Source organism: Magnetospirillum sp. SS-4 (assembly GCF_902729425.1).
Taxonomy (GTDB): domain Bacteria; phylum Pseudomonadota; class Alphaproteobacteria; order Rhodospirillales; family Magnetospirillaceae; genus Phaeospirillum.
Map to the genome: position 1 here is coordinate 58,452 of NZ_CACVCH010000054.1, position 17,520 is coordinate 75,971.

The following is a 17,520-nucleotide window of genomic DNA, read 5'->3' on the forward strand; positions in this document are numbered from 1 at the left end:
AGTTGATGTCATCGCCCGGTAGAGCGATGGATGGTCCCACGAACACCGGAGGGAACCATGACGAAGCGCAGCGAGAACACCCAGGCCATCGACACCTTTATTGCCAGGAAGTCCGACTTCGACGCCATGCTGGCCCGGCTGCAGACTTTGAGCGCCGACCACTTCAACTGGACGCCCGAAGAAATCAACTGGGGCCACGCCGGGACCATGGCCCACTATGCCGAGATGCTGAAGCGCATCACCGACAGCGCCTTCCAGGAGGGCGAATTCGCCGTCTGATCGACGGCTTTTCCTTCCCGCTCCGACCGGCTTCAGGCTGGCGGGGCTTGGGGTGGTACAGGCGGCGGGACTGGCCCGCGCCATCCTTGGAGGTCCACCCCATGACCCAACTTTCCGACACCCAGGCCGTCATCCTCTCCGCCGCCTGCTCCCGCGAGGGCGGTTTCCTGCTGCCGATCACCGCGTCCCTGAAGGGCGGTGCCGTCAACATGGTGCTGAACAGCCTGATCAAGAAGGAACTGGCCGAGGAAATCCCCGCCGAACCCGGCATGCCGGTCTGGCGCGAGGACGAGGACGGCACCCCATTTACCTTGCGGGCCACGCCCGCCGCCTACACCGCGTTGGGCATGGTCGCCGACACGGGCGCGGACTCTGGCCCGGAAGAAGAACCGGCGACGGACATGGCAGACCAGCCGGAAACCGCGCCCCTGGGTGCGCAGGCGCCCAATTGTTCAATGGCGGCGGAGCCGCCGGAGGCCGACGGCGCGAATACGCCGCGCAAGACCCGCCAGGGGACGAAGCAGGAAGCCCTGATCGCCATGCTGAAGCGGCCTGAAGGGGCCAGCATTGACGAGATTGCTGCAGAATTTGGCTGGGCGAATCATACGATTCGCGGGGCCATTGCCGGGGCCTTGAAGAAGAAGCTGGGCCTGACGATCACCAGCGAGAAGCTCTCTGGTCGGGGCCGCACCTACCGAATCGCCGAATAGGAGCCGCCCATGCCCCGCTACAGCGTCATCATCACCCGCGACGTCACCGAAAGTACCATCGTCCAGGTCGAGACCGAAACGCCGGAGCAGGCCGAAACGGCGGCCATCGAGAAACTGTTTGAGAGTACCGATGCCGAGTGGGGACTCGACGAGGGCTCCTGGAACAAGGCCAATGCCTACGTCACCGGTGTTGACGAAATCCCCTGATGGCGCTCGATTTCGGTCAGCACCATCAGGGCTTGGTCAAGGGCAAGATGGTCACTTGCCCTTGACGCGCGTTCAACCTGGGTTTTGGCCACATCGAGAGCGGCCTGACCATAGTGATCCATCAGGTCATTCGCGGCACGGGCCACATGTTCGGGATTGACGGCCATGACTTACAGCGACTTCTTCAAAGCCGCTGCCGTGCTGAACTTGATCGAGGTCGAAGCGGCAATGTCTATGGCCTCGCCGGTCTTCGGATTGCGGCCCCGGCGCGCGGGACGCTCGGCCTTGGCGAAGGTGCCGAAGCCGATCAGGCGGAAGCTACCGTCGGTCTTCACGCCATCGACGATGGTGGCCAGGACAGCTTCAACAGCGGCATCCGCCTGGGCAACAGAGCAACCGGTCACCGCACGGATGGACTTGGAAAGGGCCGATTTGGACATGGCATTCTTCTCTTTTGCTGGCATCGTGATCGGGAACAGTAGATTCGGATCGCCCCAAATCCAAGTCTCACCGCAGCCGCTCGAAGATTCGCCGCAGCACGAAACCGCGCAGCAGGGAGACCACGGCGAAAACCAGACCAATCCGCAGATCATCGGCCAGGGTGATGTGAATGCCGAAGACCGGGAACACCACCACCTGGGTGGTGACCGCGATTCCGTAGCCGATCACCACGTTGGCGGCAGCCTCGGCCAGGGACATATGGCGGGATTGGCGCATCAGACTAATCCATTGAAAATGATCGATTAATCGACTTGATAAGCCTGCGCGGGAGAGCGTTAGTGGGTCCAACAAAACGGAGGAACACCACGATGCAAACCCGCGACGAAGCCCTGGCGAACATCGCCGCCACCATCCTGGACCTGGAAACCCTGGAGACCCGCAACAGCGGACGCCTGGACTTCCACGAACTGGCGGTTTGGCAGATCAAGAAAGCCCTGGAAGCGGCCTACGCCGCCGGGTGCGCAGGCACCCAACAGAACGAACAGCGGGAGGGCAAGTAGCATGGCCCTGACCGTCCGCCCCACCGCCGCCCTGAAGGCCCATCCGCAGTGGTCGCAAAGCGACTTCGAATACTTCCGGGGCAAGGGCTATTCCAACCAGCAGATCCTCGAATTCTGGGAGCGCGACCTGCGCCTCGGCTGCCAGCCGCTGAACTGGAAGCCCACCGACGCCAAGTACCAGCATTCCCTGCGCCGGATCACCCGGCGCTGACCGCCTTTCCTGCGGCGATTTCCTCGAAACTCCGGCCATCGCCATCCAGCACGGCCTTGCCGCCGGTCAGCTTCTGCCAGCGGCCGACGATCACGTCGGCATAGGCCGGGTTCAATTCCATGGCAAAGCAGATGCGGCCGGTGGTTTCCGCTGCGATCACTGTGGTGCCACTGCCCGCGAACGGCTCGTAGACCGCCTCGCCCTCGGCGCTGTTGTTGAGAATTGGGCGACGCATGCATTCCACCGGCTTCTGGGTGCCGTGGACCGTGGCTTCGTCCTCAACACCGTTATTGCCGATCGCCCAGATGGTGGCCTGATCCCGCGCTCCCTGCCAATGGCCGGTGCCGGTCTTGCGCACGGCGTACCAGCACGGTTCGTGCTGCCAGTGATAATCACCCCGGCCCAGGACGAAGCGGTTCTTCGACCAGATGATCTGGGCGCGGATCTTGAAGTCGTTGGCCTCCAGGCTGTCGGCCACCACCTTGGCGAAGATCGCCGCGTGCCAGACATAGGCCACCTCGCCGGGGAACAGCGCCCAGGCTTCCCGCCAGTCGGCGCGGTCGTCGTTGGCCACCTTGCCGGTGCGGGCCGAGGACGACACCCCGGCTTCGTTCCGCCAAGTGGGATCGTATTCCACCCCGTAAGGCGGGTCGGTCACCATCAGGTGCGGCGTGGCTCCGGCCAGCAGACGCTCCACATCGGTGGCGACGGTGCTGTCGCCGCACAGCAGGCGATGCTTGCCCAAGATCCACAGATCGCCCGGCCGCGTCACCGGATCGGCGGGCGGCTCGGGGATTTCGTCTTCGTCACCTTCTCCCTGGCCGTCGCCCTCGTCATCAAGAGGAGCCATCAGGGCGTCGAGTTCCTCTTCCGAGAAGCCGATCAGATCGAGGTCATAGCCCTCGGCGTTCAGCGCGTGCAGTTCGGCCGCCAGGGTCTCGTCGTCCCAGCCGGCATTGAGTGCCAGCTTGTTGTCGGCCAGGATGTAGGCGCGGCGCTGGGCCTCGGTCAGATGATCAAGGATCACCACCGGCACCGTGTCCAGGCCGAGGGATTTGGCGGCAGCCAGTCGGCCATGCCCGGCGATGACGTTGCCCTTGCTGTCGGCCAGCACCGGATTGGTCCAGCCGAACTCGACCATGCTGGCGGCGATCTGGGCCACTTGGCTGTCCGAATGAGTCCGCGCATTGCGGCCATAGGGGATCAGCCGGTCGATGGGCCAAGCCTCGACCGTGTCGGGAAGCGGATGGGTCATGATCAGTCCGTACAGTCGCAGGGCAGGCAGTCGTCGGATGGGCCGCCCTCGAAATCCCGCTGGCGGCGGACGAAATTGAGCAGTTCGCGGTAGCTGGGCCGGTCGGCGCGGAACAGCGCCATCTCCGGCTTGGTCAGGGTGCCAAGCGCCGGGGCGTTGCGTTCCATGTCGATCCACCATCTGGCCCGGTCGGGGAACAGGCGCATGATCCCCTTGATGGTGGCCGCGCCCTTCATGAAGCAGAGGTCGCAATTGCCCAGCGGGGTCTTGCCGTTGTTGTCGGGCAGACCGAGATCGAAGGGCTGGCGCTTCCAGAAGGCCGAGACGTCCTGGCGGCTGATCTTGGCCTGATCCAGCGGCAGGAGGGTCTCGAACCGCTCCTTGCCCGCCTCGTTCATGGCCTTCTGACGGGCGACCCGGCGAGGTTCGTCATGGCGCAGCCCGACGACGTTGACCCATTCCCCGTAGCCCAGCATGTCGCGCATGAAGGCGATACCGCGCTTGACCTTGAGGTAATGGGTGCAGAGCCGCATGGTCGGATTGGGCAGGAAGCCTCGGACCTTGACGATCTTCTCGAAGGGCTCGCCGTCGCGGGCCGCGCTATTGTAGCCCACCACACTGGTGTCGAACGGCTCGGCGGGATCGTATTCCAGCCAGGTGATGGCGACCGACCAGCGCACCGAGCATTCGTGGACGAAGCGCAGCGTCTGCTCGAACTCCCGCCCGGTATTGAAAAACACCACATGGACGTCGGAGGGTAGCTGGCCGTTATGGGCGTCCAGGATCTGGTGCAGCATGTAGCCGGACGTGCGCCCGCCCGAGAACGACACCAGGGCGGGGCCGTCCATGCGATAGGGATTGCGGGTCATGGCCGTTGTCCTGCCGCCTGGATGCGGCGACCGATCCAGCGCATCACCGGCACGGCCATGGAATTGCCCAGAGCCCGGTAACGAGGGCCGTCGGGACAATCCTCGGCAGCCTTCCGTCGCCAGGGGATGCGGGTGTATTGGTCCGAGAAACCTTGAAGCCGCTCACACTCCGTCGGCGTCAGTCTGCGCACCGCCATGCCATGCTGAACGGCCAGCTGACCGCCAGCGTTGTCGCGGCCCAGCGCGTTGTCCGCTCCGCGTTCCCTTCGGTCCATGGCCCGCAATGTCGGGGCGATGGCTTCGGTGGCAGCCGGGGTGCTGGCCTTGCAGTCGAAGGCAACATAGGTTTGCTGCTTGGTCCCCGGCTCGGCGGCCAGGGCTCCGGCCACGGTCAGGGGGCGGACCTCATCCCGCTGGTTCTGGGCAAAGGCGACATAGCTGCGGCTCGATCCGCCGCTGGCCGCCCGGAGGCTGGCGAGGTTGTCGGCATCGATCTCGGCCTGCGCCCCGCCATCCCGGCCACGCAGATTGAACGCCACGGCGTGCTGCTTGCCCGCCTGCAACGTGAACATCGGATCACCATCACTGCCGACACCGATTCCGGCACGCACATCCGTGGTGCTGATGCCGGTGCGGGCACCGGCCTCCTGAATGGGGATGGCGATGGATACCGGCACCAGCGGTGTGCCGCGTCCGGTGCCATCCTCTGAGGCGTCGAAGCTCTCGCCGCGCAGGGAATGGGTGACCAGGGTGTCGATGTCGGGCCGATGGGCAAGGTTCGCCTTGGCCCGCAAGGTGTGGGCGATCAGCGTGTCGGTGCAGTCGCTATCAATGCCACGGGACAGGTCGCGGGCCTGCAAGGTGGTGGCGATGAAGGTTTCGGACTCGAAATCCATCCGGCCACTGGCAGACGCACAGGCATTCAGAGCGGTGGCGACGTCGATGGGGCCGGAGGTATTGTTGCCGCCATAAGCGCGGCATGCAGCCGAACCGGCAGCGCCTTGCCCCGCTTCTCTGCTCGGCGGAGAATCCCGGCGCAGGCCTTGGCGCTCAAAAAGTACCGCGACGGGATCGGCCCGGTCTCCAGCACCTGCGATAACGAACACACGGCGGCGGCGTTGGGCCAAGCCGAAGTATTGGGCGTCGAGCACCCGCCACGCGACTGTGCGCGCGGGTCCAACGACAACACCAGCGTCCGTCCATTTGCCCCCTGGCGGGAGCAGCGGACCATCTTCGCCGGCCAGTCCGCCCAGAAGGCATCCGAAGGCGTTGTCGCGGGTGGAGAGTACGCCTGGGACGTTTTCCCAAAGCGCGTATGACGGGTTGATGGCATCGGCGAGTTCCACGAATTTGAGGGCAAGGTTGCCGCGCGCGTCGTCCAGCGACTTGCGCAGGCCCGCCACCGAGAAGGCTTGGCAGGGCGTGCCGCCCACCAGCACGTCGATCTTGCCCCGCCACGCCGCACCGTTGATGGCGGTCATGTCGCCCAGATTGGGGATGGCCGGATAGCGGTGCGCCAGCACGGCGGAGGGGAATGGTTCGATCTCGGCGAAGAAGGCTGGCCGCCAGCCCAGCGGCTCCCACGCCACCGTCGCCGCTTCGATTCCGCTGCACACCGAGCCGTAAACCAGCCCCTGGGCGTGCGGCATAGAGCCGAGCGCCGGGGATACCGGCTCGGTGAGAGCAAGTTGCATGGTGGTAGCCGTGGTACGGGTGGTACAGGGGTGGTAGCCGGAAGGCGGCTACCGGGCTGGCTACCGCCCCCCGTACCACCCTGCCCGAAAGCGTGAAAGGCGCGCTGTCCTTGGGACTTACGCGCCTTCCGGGGTGGTAACTGGTACGGGGTGGTAGCCTAGATTTTTCGGCTGTCGCTAGCGAAATCGGGCGCTGATGCCCCCCGCATAGCGAAAGGTGCCGGGGAGGAACCAATTCTCCACGGTACGGGGTTCTATTCTTTCGCCCGCTCTGGGCGGCGGATCATTTGATTATCACCGCCGCCCGTCGTTCGAGCTTGCCCCAACCATACCACCCACTCGCGAGGGGCGTCAGTGGCAGGAATGTCTTAAGACATCACGCAGCGTCGTCCTGCATCGGTTTTGCCCTTGCGATCAGACCCGCCTTGGAGATGCCCCTGGGCACCGCCTTGCCGTTCAACTTCCAGGCGATGACGCAGAGGCCGAACATCCAGTGCTGATGGGCGGTGGCACGGGACAGACCGGCTTTCCAGCAGATCGCCTTCCAGGGATCGCCGTTGGCGCGCAGCCAAAGGATCTGGGCGTCGGCCGGATCGACTAGACGCAACCAGGGTAAAGCCTGATCCATGCGGGTAATGGCGGCGGCGGAGGGTGGCGGACGACGAAGCGTCACCTCGTTGGCGCCGTAGGCTTCCCAATAGTCCCGCACGAAGGGAGGCCAAGTACTGGCATAGCCCTGGACCGTGGCGTTGGGCAATCGCCGCAGCACGTCGGCGGCCTCTGCTAGACGGTTCTCCACCATGATCGGTGTCCAGTGGATCTCAGTCATGGGCCACCTCCGGGCGCTTGCCGTAGAGCTTTTGGCCAAGCTGACGGATCAATTCACGCTCGGGCCAGGTGAGGCGCTGGTCGTCCTCGGCGATGACCAGGACGCCACGCTCTTGCCAGCCGTCCCGCTTGACCTGCTCAGGATCGCGGCGGGTGCCACCGAAGCCGGGAGGGTGCCAGTTCATCGCACACCTCCGGCGGTGTCGATGGCCCAGGACAGGATGGCCAGGGCGTCGGCTTCGTTATCGTCCTCTGGATTGAAGCCGCGCACCTTCATGGCGGCGATCACCATGTCCTTGCTGGCATTGCCCTTGCCGGTGGCGTGGCGCTTGATGGTGCCGACCGGAACGCCCTGATAGGGGATGTGGTTGAGTTCGCACCAAGCGGTGAGATGGGCCAGAAAGCCGCCGAAAATGTGGGCTGCATCGGTTCCGGCATGGCGGCGGACTTCCTCGAAGTACACCGCGCTGATGCCCTTGGCGCCGCCCAGTAGGTGATCGAGCCAGGAACGGAAGCGCAGGTAGCGCATTCCGCCGCCTTCGAAGCGGCCGGGGCGGAACTCCATGGTGCCGGAGACAATGGTGCCTTCGGCCAGGCGCATGGCCCAGCCGGTGGTGGTGCCCAGGTCGAGGGCCAGTACGGCGCCTGAAGCATCGGCGTCATGGTTTGGCTGGGGTTTGGTCAAAGCTGTCATGTTTTCCTCCAGGTTTGAGCTTGGAGGGGCGACAGCACGGCCGGGCCGATGGCGGTGGTGTTGCTCACGATTGGCAGGGAGAAATACGGCGCAAAGACGGATGAGTCCCATCGGCCGCCGGGATAGCGGGCGAATTCTTCAAGATCGAGTGAATTTTTCAAGGGCGCCCATAACGGGTCAACCCATTGATTTAGTATATGTAATTTCAAATAATTCAATAAATTCAATAATTCATACAAGAGGTAATAGAGAGATGGCGCCCGCGCCATACGCCCGCGTGAGGGGTCTCTGGTTGAAGAATTGAAGAATTTGAAGAATTCCTCAGAACCCCAGTCACAACAGGGGATTGGGCCGTTCCGTGTGGCCTGATGAATTTTCCAACCGTTGAAGAATTCCCTCATCACCATGCCTCCCGTCCGGTCGTGCGGAACGATATGGTCGGCTTGGTCGCCGTCGCCGTCATGATCGGCTCGATCATTCCGGCCTCCACCAGAACAGCGATCACCTCGTCGCGTTGCCGCCGATCGAGGAATTGGCTGCGGCGGATCAGCTCGCTCTTGGTGAGGCCGGTCGCACCAGCACCCCGGACGATCTCCAGGAGGCGCTTGTGGTTGCGCTCAATGTCGTTGTCTGCGACGCGGCGGCCAATCTCGTCCATGGTGCGGTCGGCGCAGGTGCTGACAAACTGAATCGCCCATTCGGCATCGTCGGCCCGGATCACCGGCGTCACCGGATCCGAGGACACCGCCCGGATCAGGGCGACCCTGGTGGCGTTCTCGCTGATGCGGGCAAGGATCGGTGTGAACGGCGTGCCCAGAGCCTCGCGCAGCCGGACGGTGATATCGCGGGACAGATCCCGGAAGATGGCCTTGGCTCGCGCGTCAATGGGCACGGTCATCGGATCGACGGCGGTGGTGGGGTCGGCCGTCAGTCCCGAGAGATTGCCCGCCGCCATTCGTCCACCACCGGCGGCGATCAGCTTGAGACTCTTGATCAGGGCGGGCGGCGCTGAACGGATGCCGGTGTCGTTGTTCTCGTCGGGGTATTGGTTGCCGCTGGCGATGACAATGAAGCGAGCGAGTGAGCCATCGACCACGTTGGCCGATTGCAGGGCATTCCAGAATCGGGTCGGTGCGGTGGTGCCGTAGACGCACAGACATGGCTGATTGATGTCGCGCCGTTCGTTCTTGCCGTCGCGGTTGGCGTATTCCGCGCCCAGAAACACCCCGCCGGCCGATGTATACAACTCGGTCATGTTGTCGAGGATCTCGGTCAGGTGACGGGGGCTGCGCTTGCGGTCGGCGATGCCTTCCAGGAACATCCCGAACTCGTCGATCTGCAGCAGCATGGCGGGTTGGCGATGCAAGGCGGTGAGCAGGCCGGCGCCGGAGGCGATTTTGTTGCCGCCGAGATACTGGGCGAGATTGGCTTGGAAAAACGTTTCATTGATGATTTCGCGGCTGTGGTTCTTGCCCGAGCCGCTGTCGGCCAGGGCGATGACGTAGAGGTTGGAGCGCAGGTTGCTCTCGGTGCGATATTTGCGCCCCATCAGCGCGCCGATGGCGCACAGGCTGGCACCGAGCGACAATTCCGGCTGGGGGCGCCGAGCGGTGGCCAGCATGTAGGTGACCATGTCGCCCAGCACGCCGTCGGGAATGATGAGATCGAACGGCTGCTCCGGCGGTGCCGGTTCGGCGGGAGTGGCCGCGAGCTTGGCCAGCAGACCGGCGGCGGGATGGATCTCGTCTTGAGGCGTACTGCCGTCCAGCACCAGGGCGGGATCGGGCTGCCAGCCGCGCTCCATGGCAAAATGGTAGATGGTGCCGGCGCCGATGGTGGTGGGGCGGAAACTGGCCCAGGCCTTGGCGGTGGCGGCGGGGACGTCCTTGGCCGACATTGCCGACCAGGATGCAAACAGCGATGCCCCGTCTTCGCCGATGGCTCCCTTTACCGCCATGCCGATCCGCACCCAGGAATCGTAGTCGAGATCGGCGTTGGGGATATGGGCGAGCGCGGATCGCACAGCTGCCAGGGTGCCGCGCTGGGGACTGGTGGATGGCATGGAGGCGGCCGGCGATTCCAAGGTGGCTGGGCGCAGTTCGGGTGGCAGCAAGGCGATGGCAGCTTCCAGCCAGGCGCGCACCGAGTCCTCGGTGACCACCGGCAGATCGTCGAGCGCCACGGTGAGCGGCGAATCCTCCGGCCACACATAGGGCTGGCCGGTATCCGGATGGATGGCGAAGGCGACGAATTGCCGCCCATGCGCCAGGATCTCCAGCGGCGCCCGCTTGGGGCCGGAGAATGGCACATCAGCCCGATACACCAGCAGCCGCTTGGGGGCCTTGCCGATCCTGAGCAAGGGCGTGTCGCCCAGCATGTCGCGGGCCAGCTGCTCCAGCCGATGGGCGGTATCGGGATCGAGCACGTCGATATCGATGCCTACCAAGGTGCCGCAGGCCAGCCCGATGGCGGCATCGGGCCAAGCGGCCCAGGTCTCGGTCTCGATCAGGGTGGTCGGACGGTCGCAATGGCGGGTCCAGGCGGGGTAATCGCACCAAGCGCCAGCCTGAAAGCGTCCAGGCTTCTTGGTTCCCGGCCAGATGGGGATCGCCGGATAGCCGTTATCCACCAGCCGTGCCCCGAATCGGGCCATGAAATCTTGGGCGGCTTCCATCAGAACGGCACCTCCCCAGCCATGCCGTCGAGACGTCCCCGGTCGCGGCCTGCGAGATCGCGCAGATGGTCGCAATAGCCGGTGATCACCGCCTCGACGAAGGTCTGCCATTGCTCCGGCGACAATGCCGCCAGATTGGTCTTGGCGATGCTGTCCAGATACTCGCCGCCCATCTGTCCGCCATGCTCCATGGCGGTGATCTCGTTGGGGGTGGGATCGATCATGGTTCTTCTCCAGCGGGCGATGGTGTCGAGACAGGTCATGGAGCAAGCGGCTTCGGGCGGGCCACACAGCCGGGCGAGACGCGGGATAAAGCCGAAGCCGCGTCCCTCGCGGTTGCAGACGGCGCAGATCATGTGAATCTCGCGCCGGCCACCTCGGTGAACCGGCCGCTGGGGCGCACCGCGATCTCGATCGGCACCCTCAGGCTGTCGGCTTGCATCAGGGCCTGCTCGACGGTGGTGGGGACCGGCAAGCCGGGTGCCCGCTTCTGCCACCACTGCACCGCCTTCTGGCGGGCATAGCCGTCATGCTCGATGCACACCCATTCGCGGTGGCGGACCATGCCGCAGAGATAGCTGACCAGCAGGCTGGGGGGCTTGCCGGGCTTCTCGTGCAAATCGTAGGAGATGTCGGACACCGACACCCATTGCGGCTGGCCGGTGGACAGCACCTCCAGCGTGCTGGCGGTAGCCTCGATCTTGAGTTCCGGTGGGGGGAAATCGTGGCCGCAATCCGGGCATTTGCGCATGGCCGCCGCCAGAATACTGTCGCAGCCGGGACACACCTTGGTCGGCGGCTCGCCATCACCCTTGCCGGGGGCCGAGGGCATTACCGCATCGATGGGGCCGTGCAGGGCGACATTGCCGGCGAAGTCCAGCACCAGGCAGTTGGATTTACCGGGTGACAGCCGGGTGCCGCGTCCGGCCATCTGGACATAGAGGCCCGCCGATTTGGTCGGGCGCAGCATGGCGATCAGGTCGACGGCGGGGGCGTTGAAGCCGGTGGTCAGCACCCCCATTGAGGCCAGCGCCCGGATTTCACCGCGCTTGAAGGCGACGATGATTCGATCGCGCTCGCCCTTGGGGGTGTCGCCGAAGATGGTGGCGCAGGAAAATCCGCGATCCCGGATAGCCTGGGCGACATGCTCGGCATGCTCGACCCCGGAGCAGAACGCCAGCCAGGAGCGACGGTCCTGGCCATAGGCCACCACCTCATCGATGGCGGCACGGGTGATGGAGTCCTTGTCGACAGCCGCCTGAAGCTGGCTGGGGATGAATTCGCCGCCACGGCTGCCGACACCGGTGACGTCCAACTTCGTCGCGGCGGATTTGCTGACCAGCGGGCAGAGAAATCCCGCATCGATCAGGTCACGCACCGACACCTCGTAGGCGATGTCGGTGAACAGGGCGCCACCGCCCTCGTGCAGCATGCCGCTGTCGAGGCGATAGGGCGTGGCGGTAAAGCCGATCACCTTGAGATGGGGATTGATCCTGGCCAGGGTATCGAGGAAGCGCCGGTACATGGTGTCCGAGGCGCAGGGGATCAGATGGGCCTCGTCGATCAGGACCAGATCGCATTGTTGGATGTCATAGGCCCGCTTGTGGATCGACTGGATGCCGGCGAACAGGATGCGGGCGCCGAGGTCACGCTTGCCCAGTCCGGCGGAATAGATGCCGGCGGGGGCGTCGGGCCACAGGCCGATCAGCTCGGCATAGTTCTGGGCGATCAGTTCGCGGACATGGGTGACCACCAGGATGCGCTGATCTGGCCAGTTCTCCAGCACCTCCTTGATGAAGGCCGACAACACCAGAGCCTTGCCGCCGGCTGTCGGAATGACGATCAGCGGGTGCCCGGATTTCCGGCCGAAATAGTCGTAGATGGCGGTGATGGCCGCCTGTTGGTAAGGGCGGAGCGTCAGCATGGCGCCCTCCCGTCGATCCAGGTGGCGCCGGTCTTCATGCGGTAGACCACATGATCGTCTCCGGCATCCATGGGCTCGCCCGGCACCAGATCGGGAATGTAGAGATGAAGCTCGCAGCCTCGCCGCTGGTCGGCGGAGGAGAGGCCACGGTCGTGGCGGGCGCAGTGCCAACCACCCTCCACCGGAGTCGAATGCAGGCAGGTGCGGCAATTGCGCTCGGCGGCGCCCGCCTCATGGCAGAGGGGATGGTGTTCGCACCACCGGCATTGCCACCATGCCGGATCGGCCGACAGCCGTTCCGGCGGACGGGCGGCATTGATGATGCGACCGGCAATGGCCAGGAGGGTTTCGCCCACGGTCCTGTCGGCCGGGATGCGCTCGACGTAAATCTCGTCGGTATCCTTGCACACCGCCACATACATGGCCCGCGTCATGCCAGTGAGGTGGAGGTAGACCTGCATCTGGGCGAAGTGTCGCGGCTTGGACTCCCGCACGCCTTGGCGCTTCAGATCGGCGAAGGACTTGGCCGAGTGGGTCTTGAATTCCAGCACATGCCAGGTCTTGGGCGCTTCCAGCAGGCCCAGGGCCACGCCATCGAGCGAGCCGCCGAAATGTCCACCATGGGCCTCGACCCGCCATTGGCGCCCGGATTCGGGATCGACCTCCAGCACGGTGGCGCCGGTGCGGCGCAGGTCGCGCACGATGCGAGCCTCCTCCAACTGCCCGGTCTCGAACAGCCGCAGCACCCGGCCGGGAAAGCTGGCCCGCGTGGTCCAACGGAAGTCGCACCACAGGGCGCGCAGGCACTCCTTGCCGATCAGCGATGCACCGAGATGAAGGCGGAAGCCGTCCTCGGCACTCGCCTCATAGGCGGCGTAGATCGCTTCGATGGTGGGGCTGAGAGGGGGCGGCAGCGCGGTCATATTGCTGCTCCCCGCGCATCGAGACGCCGGTGGGCCTCGTCCATCACCCTGTGCCAACCGGTCTCGTCGTAATCGGCCCGCACCACTTCGATCAGCAGATCTTTCAAGGCATCCTTGCGGCCCGGCAGGCGAGCCATCAGGGCGGCGACCTCGGCCACCTCGCGCTGGCGGTGGCGCAACGCGGTGCGGGCGCGGTGGTACCAGCGGGCGTCCATTCGCCGACGACCGGCCTGGCGGTCCATGTCGGCGGCGGCGATCTCAGTGCGAATCGCGGTGATGTCGTTCTGAAGTTGGGCCAGACGCTGCCGGCATTCTTCCCTGGTGGTGGGCGGATTGCTCGGGGGAGCCTCCACCTCTATGATCCTGTCATCCATGGATGTTCTCCAATGTCCTGGGTGGAGATGCCGCCGCCGCTCATGTTTGGCGACCTGACGACGGCGGCATCGTTCCGGTTGATGCTCATGCGCTCCGGCGCCACGGCGCGGTGGCCGGGCGGGGTTGGGCGGATTGCGTCGCAGGTTTGGCCGGCTGGGTGGCCGCCGCAGGACGGGTGGCCGGAGCGGCGGCGGCTTGGTCGAGCGGCTGATAACGAATGGTGTTGGATTCGCCGTAGCCGTTCTTCGGCGGCTGCACCCGCACATCGGCCAGCATGGGGATCAGGTGGAGTTCTTCGCTGTCCTGGACCTGCATGCGTCCCGTGGCATGGCAGATGGCCGACAGGGTGCGCTGGGCCATTTCCACCGTGCTGGGGTTGTTGTTGACCAGATTGAGGCGGTCAAACAGCTTGCGCCCCAGGGAATCGCCTTCCAGCACGTCGAGTTCCAGCCACAGGTACTGGCCCATGCCGTCCTTGGTGACGCGCATTTCGCTGGCGACGATCTGCACCACGTATTTGCCGGGAGGCAGCACGTCGGCGGATTTGGCGGGATCGACGGTGGTGGCGTCGAAATTTCCGAGATTGGCCATGATGGTTCCTTATCGGTTAGGATTGAGCTTGGAATTGGGGCATCGTCGACGCGAAGGCGTCCCACGACAGCGGCAGCACATCGGGCAGGCCGTAGCGGTTCTTGGCGAGGAAGGCGGGACGTTCGGCGGAGTAGAGCACCCGCTCGCCTGAGCCGAGAGCGCGGGTCACCTTCTTGTTGAAGCCGACATCGCTCTTGACCGTGCTGATGCGGTAATTGGCGAATAGCACCGCGTCGGAATGCTCCTGCAGCAGGGCGGCGGCGCGGGCATGCAGCTTGATGATGTAGCGGTCGTAGGGATCGTGCTCGGGGCTGTCGAAGCGCTTGATCTCGGTATGGGCGATCTGGATGATCGTCAGGCCCTTCTCATCGCGGAGCGCGTTGAGGCCGTCGATGTACTGACGCCACAGGTCCAGCGCGGCGACGTAGCCCTTGCCGTAGCCGGGGTCCTCGATGGATTTCCAGCCATTGTCCTTGCAGGCCCGCGCCCAGATCAGCGGCTCCAGCCAGTCGACGCTGTCGATCACCACGGTGCGGAAGTCGTTGTCCTCGGAATAGAGGGCGGCCAGCGCCTCCATCACCTCGTCGAAGCTGCGGGCCAGCGGGAAATGGGGGATGTCGAGGGTGCCCAGGCCATCCTCGGTGAGGATGAACACCGGATTGGGCGCCGCCGAAGCGAAGGTGCTCTTGCCCACCCCGGCCACGCCATGGACAAGGATGCGGGGGGATGACAGCGCGGAACTGCGCTTCAGCGATGCGAGGGATATCGCCATTATTGGATCTCCTTGGATGGGGGGAAACGTGCTTACCGCCGGCCGCCTCTGGTGATCGATGAGCGCGGGCGGCCCGCCGCCTTGATGGCCAGATAGCTGAAATCGTCATCGCCATTGCGGCGCTGGAGCAGGAAGACGCGCTCGGCCTCGGCCGCCTGCTGAATGCGGCTGGCAACATCAACGACCTGGCGGCGCAGCACTTCCGGCAGCACCTTGGTGCTGGGCATCCGGTCATGGCCGAGATGGCCGCGGTAATAGATCAGGGCGGCCCCCGGAGTGGCGTCGGCCAGCCAGTCGCAGATACCGTTCTCGTCCACCGGCAGGGAGCGGGCCGGGAAATCAGGGTGGGGAAAGATTGAGGTCATCGTCGTCGTCCTGTTTTTCGGGTTATTGGCTATGTACCGACGCACTGGCCGGATCGTCCCAAGGGGGTGAGATCCCTCCGATCAGATCGCCAGGGCTGGGACGATTGGGGATGGTCATTGGGCGACCCTCCCGCAACCGGCACCGTCAATGTTGTGCTTTTGTTCTGTGATGTAATCGCGCAGGCGGACAGCCATGGCGAAGGTCAGGCGGCGGCGGCCCTGCTCGATATGGCGCAGCAGGTTGGGATCGTTGACCGCTTTCTTGCAGAACATGGTCGGTGCGGTCCCCGTTTCCGCCAGCCAGTCATCGACCTCGCGCTGGACATCGGCGATGAAGGTGCTGACGTGGTCGGCGATATCGGCTTTGCAGGTGTCCATTCGATCCCCCTCTGTTTCGATTGAGGGAAACCTATCAAGCTTGACACAGTTAGGACGAATCCTATTTCATGGCCCCGTACAAACCCGAGGAGACTCCATGACCACGACCCTGGCCGACCGCATGCGTNCCATGGCGAAGGTCAGGCGGCGGCGGCCCTGCTCGATATGGCGCAGCAGGTTGGGATCGTTGACCGCTTTCTTGCAGAACATGGTCGGTGCGGTCCCCGTTTCCGCCAGCCAGTCATCGACCTCGCGCTGGACATCGGCGATGAAGGTGCTGACGTGGTCGGCGATATCGGCTTTGCAGGTGTCCATTCGATCCCCCTCTGTTTCGATTGAGGGAAACCTATCAAGCTTGACACAGTTAGGACGAATCCTATTTCATGGCCCCGTACAAACCCGAGGAGACTCCATGACCACGACCCTGGCCGACCGCATGCGTGCGCGGATGAAGGAACTGGAGTTACGGCCCCTGCATGTGGCCGAGGCCGCCGGCGTTGGTCGCTCGTTCGTCTACGACATCCTGCGCGGACGCTCCGCCGACCCGTCCAGCGAGAAGCTCACCCGCGTCGCCGCCGTTCTTCAGATGCCGATCGAGGCCCTGCTCTATGGCGAGGACGGTAAACAGGCTCCAGCCGTCACCACCCCGTCTCGGCGCGATTACGTCGCCGTTCCCTTCGTCGACGTCGAGGCCGACATGGGCGGCGGCGCCGTGGCGGAAAACGAGGAAGAGGGCGCTCCATGGCACTTTCCGAAGTCCTGGCTGCGTGGCGTCCTGCGTCTCAGGCCGGCAGGATTAAGGCTGATCCGGGTGCGCGGTGACAGCATGGAGCCGACCCTGCTTGGCGGCGACGTGGTGATGCTCGACACCACCCAGGTCGTCCCTAACCCCACCGGCATCTTCGTTCTGCACGACGGGTTCGGGCTGGTTGCCAAGCGGCTGGAGCGCCTTGCCGGAGGCGAAATCCCCTCTGTCCGCATCATCTCCGACAACAGCCGCTATTCCCCCTACGACCGTAGCGCCGAGGAGATCCGTATCATCGGTCGTATCGTCTGGTTTGCGCGAAACCTGTCGTGAAATTCGGATTAGACCTAATACGTGCGACTGCGCCATAAGAGAACAATCAGAAAACGTTCTCTTATGGGTGTGCCTATGTCCATCGCCCTCCATCCCGACCACATGACCGCCGCCGAGCGCCTCGACGAAATCGCCGAGATTCTGGCGGCCGGCGCCATGCGTCTCCTGGCGCGGAAGTCCACTCGTTTATCTGCTGACGCCGGAGACTGATCCGTCGACTTCACTGGTCACCAGAGCGTCCATGGGTCCGACCGCAATTGCAGGAGACCCCGTAAATGACGACCGCGATCCTCACCCAGGTGGCCGAATTGCCCACCCTGCCGACGCCCAAGTTGAAGGCCATGTGGCGGGAGCTGACCGGCACCGAGCCGCCGCCCTACAACCGCACCTTCCTGGTCAAGCGATTGGCCTACCGGATTCAGGAACTGGCCTTCGGCGGCCTGTCGGTCCAGGCCGAACGCCGCCTCGACGATCTGGTCGATGAGTTGGACGGCAAGAAGAAGCCCAAACCCAAGGACATGACAGCCCCCATCGTCGGCACCAAGCTGATCCGGGAATGGCAAGGCGTGCTGCAGGAGGTGACCGCACTGGCCGATGGCTTCGAATGGCAGGGCCGCCGCTACCAGAGCCTGTCGGCGGTGGCCCGCGCCATCACCGGCACCCGCTGGAATGGGCCGCTGTTCTTCGGGTTT

Annotated in this window: 27 protein-coding genes; 8 read left to right on the forward strand and 19 right to left on the reverse strand. The window is 64.6% G+C overall.

The window, feature by feature from the left end; genetic code table 11:
• Positions 1-57 precede the first annotated feature (57 nt).
• The 3 genes from MTBSS4_RS09450 to MTBSS4_RS09460 all read left to right on the forward strand — a co-directional run bounded on the left by MTBSS4_RS09450 (position 58) and on the right by MTBSS4_RS09460 (position 1,196).
• Complete coding sequence (locus MTBSS4_RS09450; protein WP_173983152.1) at positions 58-279, forward strand: hypothetical protein; 222 nt, start codon at positions 58-60, stop codon at positions 277-279.
• A 101-nt stretch (positions 280-380) separates the two neighbouring features.
• Positions 381-989 carry a DUF3489 domain-containing protein gene (locus MTBSS4_RS09455; RefSeq protein ID WP_173983153.1) on the forward strand — a complete coding sequence of 203 codons (609 nt, stop codon included), beginning with the start codon at positions 381-383 and terminating at the stop codon, positions 987-989.
• 9 nt (positions 990-998) lie between these two features.
• Positions 999-1,196 carry a hypothetical protein gene (locus tag MTBSS4_RS09460; protein WP_173983154.1) on the forward strand — a complete coding sequence of 66 codons (198 nt, stop codon included), beginning with the start codon at positions 999-1,001 and terminating at the stop codon, positions 1,194-1,196.
• On the opposite strand, the gene MTBSS4_RS09465 is transcribed toward MTBSS4_RS09460, so the two are convergent.
• The 3 genes from MTBSS4_RS09465 to MTBSS4_RS09475 form a co-directional block, all read right to left on the reverse strand.
• Entirely contained in the window at positions 1,166-1,363 is a 198-nt protein-coding gene (locus MTBSS4_RS09465) for a hypothetical protein (protein WP_173983155.1), read from the reverse strand. The genes MTBSS4_RS09460 and MTBSS4_RS09465 overlap by 31 nt on opposite strands.
• Before the next feature lie 3 nt (positions 1,364-1,366).
• Complete coding sequence (locus MTBSS4_RS09470; protein WP_173983156.1) at positions 1,367-1,636, reverse strand: HU family DNA-binding protein; 270 nt, start codon at positions 1,634-1,636, stop codon at positions 1,367-1,369.
• A gap of 67 nt (positions 1,637-1,703) precedes the next feature.
• Positions 1,704-1,913: a hypothetical protein gene (locus tag MTBSS4_RS09475; protein WP_173983157.1), complete on the reverse strand. Its 210-nt coding sequence runs from the start codon at positions 1,911-1,913 to the stop codon at positions 1,704-1,706.
• 92 nt (positions 1,914-2,005) lie between these two features.
• Between MTBSS4_RS09475 and MTBSS4_RS09480 the strand changes: the two genes are divergently transcribed.
• Positions 2,006-2,197, forward strand: a complete 192-nt coding sequence (locus MTBSS4_RS09480; RefSeq protein ID WP_173983158.1) for a hypothetical protein — start codon at positions 2,006-2,008, stop codon at positions 2,195-2,197.
• A gap of 1 nt (position 2,198) precedes the next feature.
• A complete protein-coding gene (locus MTBSS4_RS09485) occupies positions 2,199-2,408 on the forward strand; it encodes a hypothetical protein (protein WP_173983159.1) in 210 nt (69 codons plus the stop codon).
• Here MTBSS4_RS09485 and MTBSS4_RS09490 read toward each other — a convergent pair.
• The 16 genes from MTBSS4_RS09490 to MTBSS4_RS09565 form a co-directional block, all read right to left on the reverse strand.
• Positions 2,395-3,663, reverse strand: coding sequence for a site-specific DNA-methyltransferase (locus tag MTBSS4_RS09490; protein WP_173983160.1), 1,269 nt, complete (start codon positions 3,661-3,663; stop codon positions 2,395-2,397). The two genes, MTBSS4_RS09485 and MTBSS4_RS09490, sit on opposite strands and share 14 nt — an antisense overlap.
• A gap of 2 nt (positions 3,664-3,665) precedes the next feature.
• The gene (locus tag MTBSS4_RS09495; RefSeq protein WP_173983161.1) at positions 3,666-4,532 is read right to left on the reverse strand and encodes a phosphoadenosine phosphosulfate reductase family protein; all 867 of its coding nucleotides are present in this window, start codon (positions 4,530-4,532) and stop codon (positions 3,666-3,668) included.
• Complete coding sequence (locus tag MTBSS4_RS09500) at positions 4,529-6,226, reverse strand: DNA cytosine methyltransferase (protein ID WP_173983162.1); 1,698 nt, start codon at positions 6,224-6,226, stop codon at positions 4,529-4,531. The genes MTBSS4_RS09495 and MTBSS4_RS09500 overlap by 4 nt, the downstream gene beginning before the upstream one ends.
• Before the next feature lie 376 nt (positions 6,227-6,602).
• Positions 6,603-7,055: a DUF6362 family protein gene (locus tag MTBSS4_RS09505; RefSeq protein WP_173983163.1), complete on the reverse strand. Its 453-nt coding sequence runs from the start codon at positions 7,053-7,055 to the stop codon at positions 6,603-6,605.
• Complete coding sequence (locus MTBSS4_RS09510) at positions 7,048-7,239, reverse strand: hypothetical protein (protein ID WP_173983164.1); 192 nt, start codon at positions 7,237-7,239, stop codon at positions 7,048-7,050. Before MTBSS4_RS09510 ends, MTBSS4_RS09505 begins: the two co-directional genes overlap by 8 nt.
• Entirely contained in the window at positions 7,236-7,748 is a 513-nt protein-coding gene (locus MTBSS4_RS09515) for a crossover junction endodeoxyribonuclease RuvC (RefSeq protein WP_173983165.1), read from the reverse strand. The genes MTBSS4_RS09510 and MTBSS4_RS09515 overlap by 4 nt, the downstream gene beginning before the upstream one ends.
• Positions 7,745-8,149, reverse strand: a complete 405-nt coding sequence (locus tag MTBSS4_RS09520) for a hypothetical protein (protein ID WP_173983166.1) — start codon at positions 8,147-8,149, stop codon at positions 7,745-7,747. The genes MTBSS4_RS09515 and MTBSS4_RS09520 overlap by 4 nt, the downstream gene beginning before the upstream one ends.
• Positions 8,149-10,422: a PriCT-2 domain-containing protein gene (locus MTBSS4_RS09525; protein ID WP_173983167.1), complete on the reverse strand. Its 2,274-nt coding sequence runs from the start codon at positions 10,420-10,422 to the stop codon at positions 8,149-8,151. The genes MTBSS4_RS09520 and MTBSS4_RS09525 overlap by 1 nt, the downstream gene beginning before the upstream one ends.
• A complete protein-coding gene (locus MTBSS4_RS09530; protein WP_173983168.1) occupies positions 10,422-10,778 on the reverse strand; it encodes a DUF6511 domain-containing protein in 357 nt (118 codons plus the stop codon). The genes MTBSS4_RS09525 and MTBSS4_RS09530 overlap by 1 nt, the downstream gene beginning before the upstream one ends.
• Positions 10,775-12,346 (reverse strand): DEAD/DEAH box helicase, encoded by a 1,572-nt coding sequence (locus tag MTBSS4_RS09535; RefSeq protein ID WP_173983169.1) that lies wholly within the window; start codon positions 12,344-12,346, stop codon positions 10,775-10,777. Before MTBSS4_RS09535 ends, MTBSS4_RS09530 begins: the two co-directional genes overlap by 4 nt.
• The gene (locus tag MTBSS4_RS09540) at positions 12,340-13,269 is read right to left on the reverse strand and encodes a PD-(D/E)XK nuclease family protein (protein ID WP_173983170.1); all 930 of its coding nucleotides are present in this window, start codon (positions 13,267-13,269) and stop codon (positions 12,340-12,342) included. The genes MTBSS4_RS09535 and MTBSS4_RS09540 overlap by 7 nt, the downstream gene beginning before the upstream one ends.
• The gene (locus MTBSS4_RS09545) at positions 13,266-13,643 is read right to left on the reverse strand and encodes a hypothetical protein (RefSeq protein WP_173983171.1); all 378 of its coding nucleotides are present in this window, start codon (positions 13,641-13,643) and stop codon (positions 13,266-13,268) included. The genes MTBSS4_RS09540 and MTBSS4_RS09545 overlap by 4 nt, the downstream gene beginning before the upstream one ends.
• A gap of 85 nt (positions 13,644-13,728) precedes the next feature.
• Complete coding sequence (locus MTBSS4_RS09550; RefSeq protein ID WP_173983172.1) at positions 13,729-14,235, reverse strand: DUF669 domain-containing protein; 507 nt, start codon at positions 14,233-14,235, stop codon at positions 13,729-13,731.
• A 16-nt stretch (positions 14,236-14,251) separates the two neighbouring features.
• Positions 14,252-15,007 carry an ATP-binding protein gene (locus MTBSS4_RS09555; protein WP_173983173.1) on the reverse strand — a complete coding sequence of 252 codons (756 nt, stop codon included), beginning with the start codon at positions 15,005-15,007 and terminating at the stop codon, positions 14,252-14,254.
• A 32-nt stretch (positions 15,008-15,039) separates the two neighbouring features.
• Positions 15,040-15,372 carry a hypothetical protein gene (locus tag MTBSS4_RS09560; RefSeq protein WP_173983174.1) on the reverse strand — a complete coding sequence of 111 codons (333 nt, stop codon included), beginning with the start codon at positions 15,370-15,372 and terminating at the stop codon, positions 15,040-15,042.
• Positions 15,373-15,486: 114 nt separating this feature from the next.
• Positions 15,487-15,750: a hypothetical protein gene (locus MTBSS4_RS09565; RefSeq protein ID WP_173983175.1), complete on the reverse strand. Its 264-nt coding sequence runs from the start codon at positions 15,748-15,750 to the stop codon at positions 15,487-15,489.
• A gap of 412 nt (positions 15,751-16,162) precedes the next feature.
• On the opposite strand from MTBSS4_RS09565, the gene MTBSS4_RS09575 reads away from it, so the two are divergent.
• The 3 genes from MTBSS4_RS09575 to MTBSS4_RS09585 all read left to right on the forward strand — a co-directional run.
• Positions 16,163-16,828, forward strand: a complete 666-nt coding sequence (locus tag MTBSS4_RS09575; protein WP_173983177.1) for an XRE family transcriptional regulator — start codon at positions 16,163-16,165, stop codon at positions 16,826-16,828.
• Positions 16,829-16,903: 75 nt separating this feature from the next.
• Entirely contained in the window at positions 16,904-17,038 is a 135-nt protein-coding gene (locus MTBSS4_RS22610; RefSeq protein ID WP_256367405.1) for a hypothetical protein, read from the forward strand.
• Positions 17,039-17,103: 65 nt separating this feature from the next.
• A partial coding sequence (locus MTBSS4_RS09585) for a DUF2924 domain-containing protein (protein WP_173983178.1) occupies positions 17,104-17,520 on the forward strand: 417 nt, incomplete at its 3' end.